Source organism: Kamptonema sp. UHCC 0994 (assembly GCF_029167235.1).
GTDB lineage: Bacteria > Cyanobacteriota > Cyanobacteriia > Cyanobacteriales > Microcoleaceae > Kamptonema.
The window spans coordinates 1-17,987 of sequence record NZ_JARFTR010000047.1 but is presented as its reverse complement, the minus strand read 5'-3'; the positions used below and the strand labels follow the sequence as shown (position 1 = coordinate 17,987).

At 44.0% G+C, this 17,987-nt stretch carries 14 protein-coding genes and 1 pseudogene; 6 read left to right on the top strand and 9 right to left on the bottom strand.

The genetic code is table 11. The features are described from left to right. Positions 1 to 59: 59 nt before the first annotated feature. Positions 60 to 227: a hypothetical protein gene (locus tag PY364_RS04580; RefSeq protein WP_007357310.1), complete on the top strand. Its 168-nt coding sequence runs from the start codon at positions 60 to 62 to the stop codon at positions 225 to 227. Here the strand turns inward: PY364_RS04580 and argH are convergent. The 6 genes from argH to PY364_RS04550 form a co-directional block, all read right to left on the bottom strand. Continuing rightward, positions 224 to 1,612, bottom strand: coding sequence for an argininosuccinate lyase (gene argH, locus PY364_RS04575; protein ID WP_275520971.1), 1,389 nt, complete (start codon positions 1,610 to 1,612; stop codon positions 224 to 226). The two genes, PY364_RS04580 and argH, sit on opposite strands and share 4 nt — an antisense overlap. 237 nt (positions 1,613 to 1,849) lie before the next feature. Then, positions 1,850 to 2,089 (bottom strand): hypothetical protein, encoded by a 240-nt coding sequence (locus PY364_RS04570; protein ID WP_275520970.1) that lies wholly within the window; start codon positions 2,087 to 2,089, stop codon positions 1,850 to 1,852. Further along, positions 2,079 to 3,569 (bottom strand): PP2C family protein-serine/threonine phosphatase, encoded by a 1,491-nt coding sequence (locus tag PY364_RS04565; protein WP_275520969.1) that lies wholly within the window; start codon positions 3,567 to 3,569, stop codon positions 2,079 to 2,081. Before PY364_RS04565 ends, PY364_RS04570 begins: the two co-directional genes overlap by 11 nt. Positions 3,570 to 3,798: 229 nt before the next feature. Beyond that, complete coding sequence (gene ftsY / locus PY364_RS04560; RefSeq protein WP_275520968.1) at positions 3,799 to 5,661, bottom strand: signal recognition particle-docking protein FtsY; 1,863 nt, start codon at positions 5,659 to 5,661, stop codon at positions 3,799 to 3,801. 112 nt (positions 5,662 to 5,773) lie between these two features. Next, the gene (gene nusB / locus PY364_RS04555; protein WP_275520967.1) at positions 5,774 to 6,406 is read right to left on the bottom strand and encodes a transcription antitermination factor NusB; all 633 of its coding nucleotides are present in this window, start codon (positions 6,404 to 6,406) and stop codon (positions 5,774 to 5,776) included. Positions 6,407 to 6,700: 294 nt separating this feature from the next. Continuing rightward, entirely contained in the window at positions 6,701 to 7,423 is a 723-nt protein-coding gene (locus PY364_RS04550; RefSeq protein WP_275520966.1) for a DUF502 domain-containing protein, read from the bottom strand. A gap of 341 nt (positions 7,424 to 7,764) precedes the next feature. Here PY364_RS04550 and ald point away from each other — a divergent pair, with 341 nt between their 5' ends. Then, on the top strand, positions 7,765 to 8,853 hold the full coding sequence (gene ald / locus PY364_RS04545) for an alanine dehydrogenase (protein WP_275520965.1): 1,089 nt from the start codon (positions 7,765 to 7,767) through the stop codon (positions 8,851 to 8,853). Positions 8,854 to 9,010: 157 nt separating this feature from the next. Beyond that, the gene (gene cruG, locus PY364_RS04540) at positions 9,011 to 10,225 is read left to right on the top strand and encodes a 2'-O-glycosyltransferase CruG (protein ID WP_275520964.1); all 1,215 of its coding nucleotides are present in this window, start codon (positions 9,011 to 9,013) and stop codon (positions 10,223 to 10,225) included. Between the two features lie 255 nt (positions 10,226 to 10,480). Here cruG and PY364_RS04535 read toward each other — a convergent pair whose 3' ends face one another. From PY364_RS04535 to pruA, 3 genes are all read right to left on the bottom strand, one after another. Further along, complete coding sequence (locus PY364_RS04535) at positions 10,481 to 11,053, bottom strand: hypothetical protein (RefSeq protein ID WP_275520963.1); 573 nt, start codon at positions 11,051 to 11,053, stop codon at positions 10,481 to 10,483. A 93-nt stretch (positions 11,054 to 11,146) separates the two neighbouring features. Then, positions 11,147 to 11,539: a DUF1830 domain-containing protein gene (locus PY364_RS04530; protein ID WP_275520998.1), complete on the bottom strand. Its 393-nt coding sequence runs from the start codon at positions 11,537 to 11,539 to the stop codon at positions 11,147 to 11,149. A gap of 506 nt (positions 11,540 to 12,045) precedes the next feature. Then, on the bottom strand, positions 12,046 to 15,018 hold the full coding sequence (gene pruA, locus PY364_RS04525; protein ID WP_275520962.1) for an L-glutamate gamma-semialdehyde dehydrogenase: 2,973 nt from the start codon (positions 15,016 to 15,018) through the stop codon (positions 12,046 to 12,048). A 436-nt stretch (positions 15,019 to 15,454) separates the two neighbouring features. Here pruA and PY364_RS04520 point away from each other — a divergent pair, with 436 nt between their 5' ends. The 3 genes and pseudogenes from PY364_RS04520 (at position 15,455) to PY364_RS04510 (ending at position 17,985) form a co-directional block, all read left to right on the top strand. Then, on the top strand, positions 15,455 to 15,802 hold the full coding sequence (locus PY364_RS04520; protein ID WP_275520961.1) for a DUF433 domain-containing protein: 348 nt from the start codon (positions 15,455 to 15,457) through the stop codon (positions 15,800 to 15,802). Positions 15,803 to 15,805: 3 nt separating this feature from the next. Next, positions 15,806 to 16,163 (top strand): annotated as a pseudogene (locus PY364_RS04515) (DUF5615 family PIN-like protein). Positions 16,164 to 16,365: 202 nt separating this feature from the next. After that, positions 16,366 to 17,985, top strand: a complete 1,620-nt coding sequence (locus PY364_RS04510) for an SDR family NAD(P)-dependent oxidoreductase (protein ID WP_275520960.1) — start codon at positions 16,366 to 16,368, stop codon at positions 17,983 to 17,985. The last annotated feature ends 2 nt before the right edge of the window (positions 17,986 to 17,987 follow it).

Sequence of the window (17,987 nt, the reverse complement as noted above, 5' to 3'; positions counted from 1 at the left end):
AAGGCTCGGCGGCTGCTTAAAAATATGCAGCCGTTTTGTTGTTTATTATTGAGGTCAGCATGGCTAAACGCCGCAATCTGAAGAAAGAGAAAGCCCTACGGAATCAAGCTTACGCCCGCAAGTTTCGCAAACGTAAAACTACGCCTTTTTACTCTGGCGGCAGAGGCGGCCAGCGGTCGTCTGATGGCGGCAGACAGCAGAACGACATGGCGGCTGCTGAAACTTAATGACCCAGGCGCGATCGCGCGGCGGCAAGTGCTTTCCTGACTTGCTCGAATCCGGTTCCGCCGTAACTGTTGCGAGCTGCAACTACTTGCCGGGGAGCGATCGCCTCGTAAATATCTGACTCGAACTGAGGGTGCAAGGTTTTCCACTCCTCAATACTCAAATCTTTGAGGAGTTTTCCCCCAGCGATGCAGGTTTTGACAACTTTGCCCACGAGGTTGTACGCTTCCCGGAAGGGTACGCCTCGCGCTGCTAGGTAGTCTGCTACGTCTGTGGCGTTGGAAAAGTCTTCCGCCACAGCAGCGGCTAGGCGATCGCCATTAAATACAATTCCTTCGCCCATCAGTACCGCCATCGCTTCTAAGCAAGCTTTGACGGTGTTTACGCTGTCAAACAAGGCTTCTTTATCGTCTTGCAAATCTTTGTTGTATGCCAAGGGTAAACCTTTCATTAGCACTAGCATACCTTGCAAGTGACCAAACACGCGCCCGGTTTTTCCCCGTACCAGTTCGGGAACATCAGGATTTTTCTTTTGGGGCATGATACTGGAACCCGTAGCACAGCTATCTTTGAGGGTGATAAATCCAAATTCTTGAGTTGACCAGAGAATAATTTCTTCTGCTAAGCGGCTCAGATGTACCATAATCAAGCTGGCGGCACAGAGAAATTCGATCGCAAAGTCGCGATCGCTGACTCCATCCAAGCTATTAGCATAAACTCCTTCAAATTGCAAGAGTTCCGCCGTATAATGCCTGTCAATGGGAAAAGTAGTCCCCGCTAGCGCCCCAGATCCCAGCGGCGAAATATTCACCCTCTTATTAACATCACCCAGACGTTCCCAATCCCGATCTGCCATTTCAAAATAAGCTAAAAGGTGATGGGCTAAACTCAAAGGCTGGGCGCGTTGTAGGTGGGTGTAACCAGGAATTAAAGTTTCTACATTGTCCTCAGCGATGGCGAGCAAAACATTTTGAAATTCCCTTAATTGGTTGCGAATTAGAGCTATTTCCGCTCGCAAATAGAGACGGGTATCAGTACCTACTTGGTCATTGCGCGATCGCGCCGTATGCAACTTCTTACCCACATCCCCAGCAATTTCCGTCAGCCGCTTTTCTACAGCAAAGTGGACATCTTCAGCATCAACTCCCGGCTTAAAAAAGCCTTGGCGATATTCCAGGCGAATCTGTTCCAAACCAGTAACCAGTTGTTCGCCTTCAACCTCAGAAATAATGCCAGTTTTAGCCAACATTGTTGCATGAGCTACAGAACCAGTGATGTCATACTCGATCAATTCAATATCAAAGCTAATACTGGCATTGAAACGCGCGATCGCAGGGTGCAGCGCTGATTCAAACCTTTGGCTCCAAGTTTTGGGGTCAGTTGTCATAGGTTTTGGGTGTTAAGTGTCAAGTGTCCTAAATTGCCGATTGCATTAGGATACTTCAACTCTGCCATGAACAGTTAACAGTTAACTGTTAAGTAGGTAGCATAAATAAACACTTCTATAATTTGTAGAGTGGGCAATCGCTGACAACCATCTATGGCTATGAAAAACATCGCTTTTTTGCGGCGATTTCCCACCCCACTACTGCCATTAACAGTTAACAGTTAACCGTTAACAAATCTAAGGCATAATACCCTTAATGAACCATCCCACAAAAATGCCAATTACAAAAGCCGCAGCTTGACCAGTTGAAAGAAAGTTGCTCCAAGCTTTCTGCATATTAGCGAAAATGTCATAGGTTTGACCTAACACCACTGTCCCATCAAAAAGCGAATTCCAAAGCAACAAAAGTAGAGAGTCATTTCCATCAGTCAGACTGACCAAATGGTTAGCGATTTCTGGCACGGTATTAACAATCATTACTATTCTCCCCTGTAGAAACTTTTACTCGCATCACAACAAGCGTCATGTCATCCCCATTACGGTTTCCCAAGCCAATAAACTGTTGAACTCGGTCAAACAGGTAATCCAAAATAGCCTCAGACTCCTGATAATTATGACAAGCCCACTGAAAAGCCGTACTCAGGTTTTCCTCATCAAACCGATCGCCCCTTTGGTTAGAAGCATCCGTAAAACCATCAGTGTAATAAATAATAGTATCTCCCGGAAACAACTGCACTTGGGACTCAAAATAGTGCGAATCTGCATCCAACCCGATCAGCATTCCTAAAGTATCTAGCCGTTTAATAGAATTTGTTGACGATTGCCATAGCAAAGGCGGGTTGTGAGCCGCATTACTGTAAGACAAAATCCGCGTTTTGGGGTCATACTCAGAATAAAACAAAGTGACAAATCGGTGGGAATTGTCCAAATCCGCATACATCACCCGATTTAAATGTTGAAGAATCCTAGAAGGCGAGTGGCGGTTTAAAACTTCAGCCCGTAGCATTCCCCTCGTCATAGTCATAATTAAACCCGCAGGTACACCTTTCCCCATGACATCGCCAATGACAATACTCCAGCGGCCTTTTTCAATTTTGGATTTGAGATTTTGCAACAAAGATGAAGGATATTCTGCTTCGTTAGATTTCAAAAGCGGGTCATGATCGGCAGGAATAAAATCATAGTAATCCCCACCAACGCGGCTAGCAGTTTCGCAACGAGCAGCCACATCAACGCCAGGAATTTTCGGACATTGGCGAGGAAGTAACCGTAGTTGAATCTCGGCTCCAATTTCTAATTCTCTGTCTAAACGTTCCTTTTCTTGTAACTTAACAGTAAGTTCATCATTAGCGATCGCAACGGCAGTTTGATCCGCCACTAACCTCACCAATTTTTGCCGACTTGGAGTCCAAGCATATTCTGGGTCATGGCTAAAAACATAAAGGCGACCCCGTTCGGAATTCTTCACCAAAATCGGAGCTCCAAACAAGCGAACATCCTCGCCTAAATAGCGACTCACTTGATCGTCAAGAGTTGCAGTTGAAGTTTGCAAAAACGTTTCAGGAAAAGCTTCCATAGGAGTACCCATTTCAGCAACAACCGAGCGAGTTGCTATCTCCAAAGCTTTCCGCATATCTTGGCACTGACGGCCTTCCTGACAGTGCAACTGCTGAAACCGAACTTGACCATTCGGCTTGAAAAGTACCAGGGCTCCACCATCAGCATCAGTAATGCGAGTGGCAACTAAAGGAATTAACTCTAAGAATTGATTGAGGTTATTAAAACTACGCAAGGCAAATCCCAAGGAACTCAACATATCTTGAATATTATGCTGTTCCCTGTGCAGTCTCGCCACCAGTTCTTTAAGCGCAAAAACTGGCGTTACTTCTGAAGGATTACGACCGGGAGAGCGGTCAGCCGGTTGAGGTGAGGGTCTTGGCAAGGGCACAGCAGTCATCGGGTTGGGAGTTATTTGTTACCGTTTTTTTGAACTTGAGATTAACTGTTAATTGTTAACTGTTAACTGTTAATTGTTAACTGTTAACTGTTAATTGTTAACTGCTAATTGCTAACTGCTAATTGCTAATTGCTAATTGCTAATTGCTAATTGCTAATTGCTAATTGCTAGCTATCAACTATTAACTTGAGCGGTTAACCGTTAACCGTTAACCGTTAACCGTTAACCGTTAACCACTAAGTAGCGCTTCTACAAACTCATAACTAGAAAAAGGGCGGAGGTCTTCGATACTTTCCCCGACACCAATAAACCGGATCGGTAGACCTAGCTGCTGTACTACAGCCAGTGCCACACCACCTTTAGCAGTTCCATCGAGTTTTGTCAAGACTACTCCGCTAAGTTGTGCTGCCTCTGAGAAAACTTCAGCCTGTCGCAGACCATTTTGCCCCAAGGTTGCATCCAAAACCAGTAGAGATTCTACGACAGCACCGGGAGCTTTTTTGTCTATAATCCGACGAATTTTGCTAAGTTCGTCCATTAAATTTTTCTTGTTTTGGAGGCGACCGGCGGTGTCAACAATTAAAAGTTCTGTATTTCGCGATTGAGCTGCCGCGATCGCGTCAAATACCACAGCAGCAGGGTCAGTATTTTTCCCAGGATTGGCAATCACTTCTACATCGCTACGAGCTCCCCAAACCTTCACTTGCTCTACTGCTGCGGCCCGAAAAGTATCAGCCGCCGCTATTAAGGTTCGGTAGTCAGATTTCTGGGCCAGGTGGGCAATTTTGCCAATAGTTGTAGTTTTGCCAGCGCCATTAACGCCAACAACTAACCAGATATTGAAGGTATCTTTTTCTGGGGCAAAAGTCCGGCTTGCAACATGATTCCTAGAGGCGCTTTCTTGGTAAGGAGAATCAAGGAGCTCGCGTAAAAGTTTTTTGAGATAAGCGATCGCTTCTTCTGGGGGTAATACTTCCTCTCGCAGTTTTTGTTGCAAAGCATTGACAATAATATCTGTAGCCTCAACTCCTACATCTGCTTGCAATAACAGCGACTCAATTTCGATCACTGCATCTTGATTGAGCGGGCCTTGACCAACTATGGCTTTAAGCTGGTTAATCAAACTACGGCGAGTTCTCTCTAACCCTTGCCGTAATTTTTGTAGCCAAGTAATTTCCTCAAAAGAAATTTGATCGGGACGGCGGCCTTGAGAAGCTAAAATTTCTGCTGACCAAACAAAACCCTCGTCGAAATCAACTGGAAATTCTTCATCAATAACTGTTGAGGGTTCGGCTACGGTTGAATTAATAGCAGCAATAATTTCTTCTGGTTCTTCAATTGCTGTTTCTTTTAAACGTTCTATCCGCGCTTCTCGTTCAGCTTGAGCTCTTGCCCAAAATGGTAAAGGTTCGGTAGTAGTTGTCTCTGGCTGTTGAGTTTCTAATGCAGAAATTGTTGCCTCACCTGGATTTTCTGCCGAAACTACTAGCGTTGGTGATGCAAAGGTTTCTATTTCTATTTCTGGTATTTTTGCTGTTATTAGTGCTTCTGGTGGATGGATTAATTCTGTTTGTTCAGCGGGTGTTTCTGCTGTAGAACTCTCTAAAGTTTCTGTAGCAATTTTTATTTCAGAAATAGGTTCGCTGATAGTCTGCGACGTGACTTCTAGTGTGGCTGGTTCCTCTATCTGAGAAATCTCAGCAACAGGTTCAGCGATCGGTGACGTGACTTCTGATGTGACAGATTCCTCTATCTGAGAAATCTCAGCAACAGGTTCAGCGATCGGTGGCGTGACTTCTGATGTGACAGATTCCTCTATCTGAGAAATCTCAGCGGGAGTTTCTACCCCAACTGGTTCGGAGGCTGCTGGGGCCGACACTTCTGCTATTTCACCCAGCCCTTTTTGCTGCTGAATATTTTTGTAGGCGGCTTTAGCCCAACTGAGATAGTCTTCAACAACGGGTTCAGGCTGTTGTTCCTCTGTGGGCGTTGATTCGGTAGAATCTGCTTCAGGTTCAGCGGATTTAGCCAGATCGTTTTCGGACTCGTCGGGGCGATCGCTATACTGGCGGCGAAACCAATTAAAAACCATAGGGAAAGGGGGAATGATGACGGATAAAATATAAAGACACGCTTTACACTTCACACTTTACCCTTATCATTACCAATTACCAATTCCTAATTACCGATCGCCTCAAGGTATTCTAAGCTAAGCTCGATTCCGGCTTCATTTTCTCCACAGCCCGCCGCAGCACTCCATTAATGAATCGGTATCCCTCCTCACCGCTGTAGCGTTTAGCCAATTCTATAGCTTCGTTAATCCCTACCTGTTCGGGAAGACCTAGAAACATAATTTCAGCCACAGCGATTCGCATGATATCTCTGTCAATTCGAGGTAAGCGCTCTATTTGCCAATCTACCAGCGCCGCGCTCAGCAATTCATCAATTGCAAGGCGATTAGCGCTTACTGTGCTCAAGATTTCTAGGGCGTAAGTACGAACATCCTCTTGGTTAGCGAGATGGATTGTTTCTGGCAATTCTAAGGCGATACCTAAGCGATTAATGGCAGTTTCGGTGAGTTCGATGGCTTCACGCACCATTGTTCTAGCCGTTTGTAAGTCAGGGGCACGAATTTCGCTAGCCAGAAGGCGATCGCTTCCCCGTTGGACTTCGGTGGCGGCTGTTTCGATCGCATCTTGAACTTCCCCAGCCAGGGTGCGGACAGCCGCTAATACCACATCTTGCAATTGTTGCGCTTCTAAGCGTTCTGGATTCGCAGGTAGTTGGCTGATACCAAGAAGTGCGACTTCACGCGCCGTTTCGCGGGCTTTTTTCATATTAGTTAGTGGTTAGTTGTTAGTGGTTAGTGGTTAGTTGTTGGTTGTTGGTTGTTAGTAAAACAGGACTTACGCACCCTTATGGTGTCTACCAAATCTGGCTTAATACCCTCTTGAATTCTTTAGTCCGCGTAGGCGGACTTTGTTTGTGTAGTAGCGATTTCAATCGCCGAGAAATAAAAGGGGTATCAATATGTTAACTCTGCATAAGTCCTATAAAAATAGGATAGGTGAAGCATTTCACGAAACCCATCACCAAAGTTTTGAGTACAGTTAACAGTTAACCGTTAACCGTTAACAATCTTCTTCTACAGGAACAGGTGATAACCTACTTTCTGAGAGCAATGGTTCTAGTTTTTTGCCTGGGAGATTTGCTAATGGTACAGGAATAGATACAGTAGGGTTAACAATACCACCAGATATTATTACCTTAAAAGCGTCTTCAACGGACATAGACAGAGTAATCACTTCATTTTCTGGGACGATCGCGTACCAGCCAGTAGTAGGATTGGGCGTAGTCGGGACGAAAATACTGATCATTGAGCCTTGTAGATGAGACTCAATCTCCGCATTTACCGTATTCGTGACAAAGCCCAAAGCCCAAATCCCGCGCCGAGGATACTCCACTAATATTACGCGACGAAATTTATCATTAGACTTGAGGAGAGTTTCTAGGAGCTGTTTGAGGGTTTTGTAAACCGAGCCGGCTAGAGGTATCGCCTGTAATAGCCTTTCACCAAAATCTAGCAGCCATCTCCCTGCTATATTACGAGCCATCAAACCGATCAGTAAGATGCTCAGCAGAGGTACGGCTAGACCTACCAAGAAATTCAGCAGATTTACTAAAATCGGGTGGAGTCCGTCAAAGGGATTGATCTGCTTAGGAACCTTGGTAAGAAAATTAATCACCCAACTAGCAATAGTAATTGTCAGCCAAATGGTGGTAGCCAAGGGAATCACTACCAACAGACCTGCAATCAGGTCATTTTTTAAGTCCTGCTTGAAGCGTTGGAACACGGTAGTCTGCTGTCCTTAATAACTGGCTATGGGAACATAAGTGAAATGTGAGATGGTCTAAGCTAGGCTTGTTTTGACGGCAGTAGCTATTTTATTTTCTGCTATCCGGCAAGATTGCGCCTTGGTCTCAGGTAAGAGTTCGCGATCGCGAATCCTCTGTCTGCTTGGGGTTTCTTTGCACCCAGGCGGTCGGGATTTGGTGAATCCGTAAGTCCTGATTCTAAGAATTATGCCAGTCAAATGTATATCTTAAGACAATTTTAATTAGGCGGTGACTTCTGAGATTAGTGCAAGATGTGAGTTAAATTGAATCACGGCACTGGTAACAGTCGAGGTACTAGATGGAAATTGGCGTTCCCAAGGAAATCAAGGATCAGGAGTTTCGCGTCGGGCTGAGTCCAACAAGTGTGCGAGTATGTTGCGATCGCGGTCATGCAGTCTTTGTGGAAACTGGTGCTGGTGATGGTGCCGGCTTTACAGATGCAGACTATATTCAGGCTGGGGCAAAGATTGTATCAAACTCTCAAGATGCCTGGAATCGAGAATTGGTGGTTAAGGTCAAAGAACCCTTACCTGCGGAATATCCACTAATTCAAAAAGGGCAGTTGCTTTTTACCTATCTGCATTTGGCGGCGGATCGGCAGTTAACTGAATATTTAATCGCTTCGGGGGTACAGGCGATCGCCTACGAAACTGTCGAACTCCCAGATCAAAAATTGCCCCTTTTAACCCCGATGAGTATCATTGCGGGCCGCTTGTCTGTGCAGTTCGGATCTCGGTTTCTCGAACGCCAGCAAGGGGGGCGAGGCGTGCTTTTGGGCGGTGTCCCTGGAGTTAAACCGGGTAAAGTTGTGATTCTAGGTGGCGGTATCGTGGGTACGGAAGCCGCTAGAATTGCTGTAGGTTTGGGCGCTCAGGTGCAGATTTTAGATGTAAATGTGGAGCGTTTGGCTGATCTGGAGACTATTTTCGGTTCCAGGGTGGAATACCTCTACAGCAGTTCGTCTCAAATTGAGGCTGTTGTCCCGGATGCAGATTTGCTCATTGGTGCGGTTTTAGTCTTGGGTCGTCGAGCTCCAATTCTAGTATCCCGTTCTTTGGTCAGCAAGATGCACCCCGGTTCTGTAATTGTGGATGTGGCTGTTGACCAAGGGGGTTGTGTAGAAACTCTGCGATCGACTTCTCACACTCATCCTACTTACATTGAAGAAGGTGTCGTGCATTATGGTGTGCCGAATATGCCGGGGGCTGTTCCTTGGACGGCTACTCAAGCACTGAATAATAGCACTTTGCCTTATGTTCTCCAACTTGCCAATCACGGTATGAAAGCTTTGGAACTTAACCCTGTTTTAGGAAAGGGTTTGAATGTCCAGAATGGTCGTTTGGTGCATCCTGCGGTGCGGGAGGTGTTCCCAGATTTGGCAGATTAGGCTGGAAATCGGTCAGGTGTTTCATTTCTTAAAGCTATAGTCCGTCAGGGGTTTAAAACCCCTGTCTCATAGTTAAAGTCGGTTATAACCGATTAAAAGCGGTTCCCCTAGTCCTGGTAGAATGTAAAATCACTACTTAAATTTCCAATCTAAATCTTTGATTTTTGCGATCGCCCACAACCTATTCTCCCCTGATTCATCGATCGAAATTGCCAGTGTCGGACTGCTACTACTGCAATTACCAGCCGTAGCTATTCTCTTATCGCGGTTGATGAAAGGGCCCTCTCGCTATCCAACCTTGGAACCGCAGTCACCAACCCCAGATTTAATCGGTACTTGTAGCGCGATCGTACCAACTTTAAACGAAGCCGATCGCATTTCACCTTGTCTGGCGGGATTAACTCGCCAAAGTTACGAACTTCGGGAAGTAATAGTCGTTGATAGTTATTCTGAAGATGGAACGGGGGATTTAGTCAAAGCTACGGGACAAAATGACCCTCGCTTTCGCTTGATTAACGACGATCCCTTACCTTCTGGCTGGGTGGGCCGCCCTTGGGCTTTGCATACAGGTTTTTTGAACAGTTCCGAGAATAGTGACTGGATTTTAGGAATAGATGCGGATACGCAACCCCATCCCGGTTTAATTGCCAGTTTACTCAAGACAGCAGTTACTGAGGGTTACGATCTAATTTCCCTTTCGCCGCAGTTTATCCTTAAATATCCGGGAGAATTATGGCTGCAACCCGCCTTGTTAATGACTTTAGTTTATCGTTTTGGGCCGACGGGTACGGGGGCAGAATCAGCGGAACGAGTGATGGCAAATGGTCAGTGTTTTTTGTGTAAGCGGTCGGTTTTAGCTCAATTAGGGGGCTATACAGCCGCAAAAGGTTCTTTTTGCGATGATGTCACCCTGGCTCGTTTTGCCGCATCTCTTGGGTTTAAAGTCGGGTTTTTGGATGGTGCGAAAGTTTTGAAGGTACGGATGTATGAGGGGGCCCTTGAAACTTGGAAGGAGTGGGGGCGATCGCTTGACTTAAAAGATGCTTCTTCTCAGGCTCAAATATGGGGGGATTTGTGGCTATTATTAGCAGTTCAAGGCTTACCGATACCAATTTTATTGAGCTATTTATTTTTGTCTTCACCTTTTTCTCTGTCTCCATCGCCTTCTCTATTTTTATTGGGATTAAACCTATTTTTGCCAGCAATTAGGGTGGCTTTGTGCTTTGCGATCGCACCTTCTTATGACCGCACGCAAGCAAAATCTAAGTGGATATTTTGGCTTTCTCCTCTCGCCGATCCCTTAGCCTTTCTACGAATTTTTATCTCTGCTATTAACAAGCCTACTCAATGGCGGGGTAGGAGTTATAACTAGGGGCTAGGGGCTACGATGCTCAGGGCTAGGGAAGAGGGGAAGAGGGGACATAGAATCAATGGTTTGGGCCATAAGCAAATGTCCTAACCGTCTTAGCAGTTGCTATATTAATCGCCTCAGTTTAGAAGAACTAAAAGACCAAGTTTTGCTACTACTATTTGCTGGACATGAAACCCTAACTTCTGCAATTTCATCTTTTTGCCTGTAATTAGTTAAACACCTCTCAGAGGGCTAAAGCCCAACTACTTACCTCACTTACTTGATAAGCGCTATAGCAATAGTCCAGACATCAACTAACAACAATAACACCGTACACACCAACAAAATCAAATACATCCAAGGTTGCGACAAAGGGCGGATATCCGCTGTATCGATACCCGTTTTTGTTTCCACCAACCGCACCAATTTAGCAAATCCCGCCACGCGCATCGGTAACAAATAACCTTGACCAGAATCACTTAAAAAGTAGTAGACTAAACCACCCTGACCAGTAGTTCTAGGTTTAAGAGCTTTTACTTGATTCCAAGGTAGCGACCAACCTTGGCGATAAAAACGAGGCACCCATTTGGGATATGATACTTGAATCTCTTCTTCGTTTAATATCACCATTTCGCTCAGAGTTGCATATATGGCTAGGCCACCCAAACTGATACCTACCCACAATAATGCTGGCGGTACTGGTGCTGCTGTCACCTCCGATAAAAAAGGTAAAGGCAATGTCAGGGCCACATAAAGACTGAGCAAAGTAATGCGAATTAAAGGAGAAATGTGAAATACCGCAGGCAATTCTGCTTTTGAAGGTAATGGTTGATTAAAGTTTGCTGACATTACTCGCACTTTCAAAACTTTTCAATGTAAACTTTGCACAGTATTTGCACCCGTGCATTCAAGCTAAGCTAATCCTAAGAACAGTGACAAACCTCAGTCAATTAATGTTAAAGCAGGCATGGGTAAAGGTTCTGATATTTCCCTGGATTTAGGGCGCGGTGCACTCCTAGTGGGAGTGGTAGTTGTTGCCCCTGTAGACTGGGTGGGTGGGTTGATTGTCGAATAGGGCCCTTCGTTGATTTGTAGGCGATCGCAAGGGATTTTATCTGATAAGATCGCACTGGCCATCATCCCAGTATGAATCTCCATCAGTCCTGCGGGTAATGCTTCAAATACTAGGCGTTGACCTGGGAACACCACTCGCTCGAAGTACCAGTTGGAAATGTTGGTGATGCGTGCAATCTGGATTTGGCTGGTAGCATTCACATAGCAGCAGAGAATCTTACCAGAGCTGTTAGAAGGTAGGGGATCGAGAATTTGAGCCATAACTGCTGAGGAGCTTCGCGCTAAAACAAGTTGTGATATAGCAAAGGTAACACTTGGCGATCCCCATCCGTTGTAAACGGGACTACCAATCGGTAAACTTGTCAAGAGTTGCGATCGCTTCTGAAAGCCAATATTGCTAGTTGTTGACCAAAATCTAACCTTAAAGGCTAGATCGCGTCTTTATTCCCTAATATTGAAGGGCTGAGAGGTCATTTTAGGCTGATATGGTATAGGGTGAAACTAGGAAAAATTTTAGAATTTTAATAATAATTAATACTAAAATCTAGAAATTTAGCTATATTGTAAAATTATATTAAAAAACAAAGATAAATGTAACGCCGCCCTCTGGGCGGTAAAGATACCGCCCAGAGGGCGGCGTTACGTCAGAAATGCGCCTGCAATTTATTCCCTCTTCCTTCTTTCTTGTTTCTTCGCCAATAGACATCTCTGAAAAAGCCAGTCAAAGGCAGGCAAGATGCCTGCCCTACAAGGTTTATTGGAGATGCCTAATCAACTCCCTCTATGGGTGCAAATCCTTGGCGCTGGATATTTTCTGTGATAGTGCGGGGTTCGAGGAATTGCAGTAAATAATCGGGGCCCCCTGCTTTAGAACCGACTCCTGAAAGCTTAAACCCACCAAAGGGTTGCCGGGATACAATTGCACCAGTAATTCCCCGATTTATATACAGGTTGCCGACTTCAAAATCTGCTTTTGCCTGTTCAATGTGGGAAGGAGTGCGAGAATATAATCCGCCAGTTAAAGCGAAGTTTGTACTGTTAGCAATTGCTAGTGCTTCGCTGAAGTTTTTCGCCCGAATTACGGATAATACTGGGCCAAATATTTCTTCTTGGGCAATTGTTGCTGTGGGGGATACTTCGCTAAAGATTACTGGGCCGATAAAATAACCATTATCGGGTGCGGGCATCTCTAAAGCAACTTTCGCTTCGGCGCGGCCTTTTTCGATGTATTCGCGGATGCGATCGCGTGCGTTAGCATCAATTACAGGGCCAACTTGGGTACTGGGAATTTCAGCGGGGCCAATATTAAGCGATCGCGCAGCTTCTACTAACCGCGTCACAAAAGTATTATACACCGATTCCACCACAATTACTCGCGAACAAGCGGAACATTTTTGACCGCTGTAACCAAAAGCAGAATGCACAACACCTGCGACTGCTTGATCTAAATCTGCACTTTCATCAACGACGATCCCATTTTTTCCACCCATTTCTGCGATTACTCGCTTCAGGTGTTTTTGTCCCGGTTGTAGAATCGCAGCATCGGCATAAATGCGACAACCAACTTCTTGAGAACCAGTAAAAGTAATCATCTGAACGTCGGGATGTTTCACCATATAAGCGGCTACCGACGAACCCCGACAAGGCACATATTGAAATACGCCTTGAGGCACACCGGCATCAACCAAAATTTCGGCTATTTTGGCAGCAATTACTGATGAAACTTCGGCTGGTTTGAGTAAAGTACAATTACCAGCAACCAGAGATGCTACTGTCATCCCTACAGGAATTGCGAGAGGGAAATTCCAAGGGGAAATTATTAAAGAAATCCCGCGCGGTTGATATTGGTAGCGGTTAGTTTCTCCAGCAACATCGTAATTTTTACCATCTTCTAACCGTTCCATTTCATCGGCGTAGTAGCGGCAAAAATCTATCGCTTCTGAAACTTCACCGTCGCATTCTCGCAAGGGTTTACCAACTTCAAACACCATCCAACCTGATAACTCATGTCGGCGCTGTTCCATTAATTCAGCGGCTTTTCGTAATACCCCTGCACGCTGCCTAACTGGTGTTTTCCGCCAACTGGGGAAAGCATCTTTTGCTGCTTTTAGTGCTTGTTTTGCTTGTTCCTCGGAAAGCAATCCGATTTTACCAACAATTTCACTGGGATTAGAAGGATTGACAGAATTAACTGTTTCTGCTGTTGTCTGATACTCCCCATTAATCAGAGGAAGATAGGTTTTACCTAACTGTTGTCGCACTGATTGCATAGCTTTTTGTCCTGCTTCCCGTAATTTTTCATCAGCATAATCAGTATCGGCGACATTGGGGAAAACTCGATCGTAAACTAAGACATCTTTCCCATTAGTAACTGGTGCGGCTAATAATTCTTCAATTGGTCTATCTTCTGAACTTTGGCGCAGGAATGAACTGTTAGCAGTATTCTCTAACAAACGGCGAATTAAATAAGACATTCCCGGCAGTAAATCGCCGTAAGGACAATAAACTCGTACTCGATAGCCGCGATCGACTAATATCTTAGCTAACTTATCTCCCATGCCGTATAAAACCTGCATTTCAAAGCGACGGCGGGGGATATTTAGGGTTTCAGCAATAGCAATTGCTCTTGCTTGCGATCGCACGTTGTGACTGCCTATTGCGGCATACAAATATTCGTGATTTTCCAGCAATATTTGCGTCATCCGCTCGAAGTTTGCGTCAGTAGCAGCTTTATCATTATAGACTGGTTGCGGCCAATCTTTCTGCATTGCTAAGATAGTTTCCTGATCCCAATAAGCGCCTTTGACTAACCGCACTGTCAGGGGAAATCCGCGCAATTTTGCCCAAGAAATCAGGTCGTTTAAGTCATCTTCACTATCGCGCAGATAGGCTTGCATCGTCACGCCGATATCTGTGCGACTGCGAAATTCTTCTTCTAACAATAGCTGTTTGAGAATGCTTAAAGTTATGTCTTTATAAGCATATTGTTCCATATCGAAATGAACGGCAGCGCCTAATTCCTGGGCGCGACGGAGTAAAATGCGAATGCGATCGCTTACCCTTTCTTGACTTCCTTTAGCATCCAAAGGATCGAACTGAGAATAAAATGCCGTTAACTTAACAGAAACCTGAACTCGCGGCAAAGTTTCACCATCAGCTTTATCAATCGCATCTACAGGCGACCAACTCTTAGCTGCATTGGTCAATTCTGCCATTAATTCTAAGTAGCGATCTAGATAAGATTGTGCCTCAGCTTCAGTAATTACTGCTTCCCCTAAAAGGTCAACTGTGAAAGCCATTTTATCCTTTCGCAGTCGTTCTAGAGTTTTGATAATTTGCTTGATATTTTCCCCAGCAATATATTTATGCGCTAAGGTTTCTACAGCAGGTGCAACTGTTGTCGCTGCGAGTTGTCCGGGAACAGAATCTGCATTCGCAAAATTGAGCAACTTTTTAAGTGCTTCTGGCAATTCTACCTCTTCTGCTGTTAGGTATTCTTGCAAGTGACGGGCAATTTCTGGTTTGCTACGGAGTGCAGGCAAACAATCAATAAATCGGAATAATTGCACTCGCAAACCCGGACTGGCCATCGCCCAATCTAGTAATTTATCATCCCAGCGCATTTGGTCTTGTAATTGGCCAAAAAAGGAGCGCTTTTTTTCTTGGGTAGCACTCAGGAGTTGTTTGGCGATTTCCTGAGTTTTAACTTCGTAGGTGCTATCGGATACTTGTACAACCACAGCTTTCTGGAATAATTAATGATGGGAATTGGGAGTTGGGTAAAGTTTTGTCTGGCTTAGTACCCATTGCTCGACTATTTTAATTGTACCAGCAATAAGGTAAAATTGATCTCGGTAGCAGAGGATAAACTAATGCGCTGGATTCGTTTATGGCGCGATCGCTCTTGTTAATGGTTTCGGGGTAGTAGTGCGAAAGTAGTGAAGCAATCTCAAGCTTTGATTTTTCGCCCTTAGTGCGTCAGTCTTGTTTAAGTTGGTTTTGGGCGCGATCGCTATTACAATAATTATGCTTGCCTATAGTATCTTCAATAGAAGGCAAGTTTTTATGGAATGCGTTTCTTTGGAGGAAGTTAAGCAGGTTGACTCGGAGAGGTGAATTAGCTATAATTATAATAGAGTAAACAATATTACTTCCGTATCAATGAGATAGTAAACAATGACAATAACCGAATTAAAAATCGATCTTGCTGCCTTAACGATCGCGGATAAAGCCGCTGCGATAGAATTTTTACTTCAAACCATAAGTAATAGTTCGCTAGGTATTAAAAAAACTCCGGGTGTGTGCGGTGGTGATGCTTGTATTGGCAATACTCGCATACCCGTTTGGTCGCTGATAAATTATCGTCGTTTAGGTGGTTCGGATGCCATTATCTTAGAAGCATTCCCACATCTTACTGCTGCTGATTTGGTAAATGCGTGGGCTTATGCTGATGCTTATGTAGATGAAATTGAACAAGCAATTAGAGAAAATGATGAAGTTATGCAAGAAAATGAGGAAGTTTGAAAAGTGGCACGTCTTTACACCGATGAAAATTTCCCCCTGCAAGTTGTAGGTTTCCTGCGGGTTTTGGGTCACGATGTATTAACAGTACAGGGTATTAACAGTACAGGAAGCCGGCAAAGCAAACCAGGGGATTCCTGACGAAGAAGTGTTAGCTTTTGCTGTTAGTATTGAGCGAACGGTTTTGACGGGAAATCGTCGCGATTATATGAAACTGCATCGCTGGAACCCCAACCATGCTGGTATCATTGTTTGCACGGAAGAGTTAAATTTTCAGAGGTTAGCGACGCGAATTAATGAGGCTATTTCTGCGGAAGAAATATTGACGGGGAAATTGATTCGAGTCAACCGTCCACCGCAGTAAAAGTCGATTGCTTTTTCCATTTTGCCATATTTCTAAAAGATAGCCAGCTTCTAATGGGTTGTATAAATCTAGGACTTACGCAAATTATTTGTAACGCCGCCGTCCCGGCGGTAAACTCACCGCCAAGATGGCGGCGTTACTTTAGTTATTCGTGAGTCCTAATTAAGTTAAGATATGTAACACAAACTTTGCTAAGGAAATTATGGATAGGAATAAAAATCAGAAGGTTTGTATCGTCACGGGTGGAAACTCTGGAATAGGTTTGATGACTGCTGTAGGTCTAGCAAAATTGGGAAATAGCGTATTTATTGGCTGTCGTTCCATTGCCAAAGCCACAATTGCTGTCGATTATATCCGTCGGGAAAGTGGAAATCCGCAGGTTGAATTTCTCCCTTTAGATTTATCTTCTCTTGACTCGGTACGCAGATTTGTCGATCTATTTTTGTCAAAGCAGCTTCCTATCGATATATTAGTAAATAATGCAGGAATTTTCAACAATATGGGGACAACAAAAGAAGGTTTTGAGATGATTTGGGGAACTAACTATCTCGGACATTTTTTGTTAACTCACTTGCTACTGGAAAACCTCAAAAATTCAGCGCCGAGTAGAATTGTGATGGTTGCTTCTGACTTAGCCTTGCGACCAACTGCAATTAATTGGGACTCTTTAGTTAAGAAAACTCCATTAAATTTTCTTGAACTTTATGCTGTTTCTAAGCTATGTTTATTATTATTAACTGCGGAATTAGGGCGGCGGTTAAGCGATACCAATGTGAGCGTTAATGCAGTGCATCCGGGGTTTGTTCAGTCTAATATTACTTTGGGACACCGATTGAGTAGATATTTAGGTTTAGGTGTTTCGCTTAAAGATGGTGCTGCGGGGGTAATCTCAACTGCAATAGATCCCATTTTTGAGGGTGTAAGTGGTAGATTTTACGATCGCAAAGGTAAGGAAATTATGCTTCCTAATATTGCTAAAGATACTAAATTAGCTAAAGAACTATGGGAACGTAGTTTACTGTGGACGGGTGGCAATTTACAGCAAAATAAAGTTTCAAGAGTAAGAGAAAATGACTCTAATATTAGCTTACCATATTCTCTGGCTTTGAATCAAGTAGAAATTGCCGATATTGCCAAAATAACGTTAGAAAATATTTTGCCGAAGCCACCAAAAAAGTTATTGATCGTTAGCTTTTTTCGTCTGCTGTTTAAATTAGAGTTTGGTTCTTTATTGTTGCTATTAATCCAAACTATTAAAAAGGAATTTCAGATGGAAAGGCATCTTGACTCGCCTGCTATTTTGTCATTGTGCCAAGACAAAATATTACTACAAAAGTTGAAAGAATATTTAGGTGAAGAGTTAATTTTATGGCGTTCTGAAATTTGGGCAAATTATCCTTCTCAGCAGTTAATCCCTTTTTGGCATCGCGATTCTTATCCAAAACTTTTGGAAGGTGTGGGTAAAAGTATCAATGTTTATATCGCTCTTACTGAAGTTAATGAGTCTAATGGATTTGAGTATCTACCGAGTGCTATTATAAGCAATGATTTGTCAATAAAAGTCACAGATCCTTTTAGTGGAAATAACTTTTTTGATATAGGTAGCGATTTAGAAAAACGGGCATTACCAGTTGTACTTCATCCGGGAGAATTTGTGATTTTTACGGAGGATTTAGTTCACAGATCCCTGCGAAATACTAGCGGAAAGGTAAGGCTTTCATTAACTCTGCGGGTTACTCAACCTGGGATGAAAATAGTACCTGGTTATAGCCCTTTTTATCAGCAGCCTGTATTATTGTTAACTGTTATACCAATTACGTAACG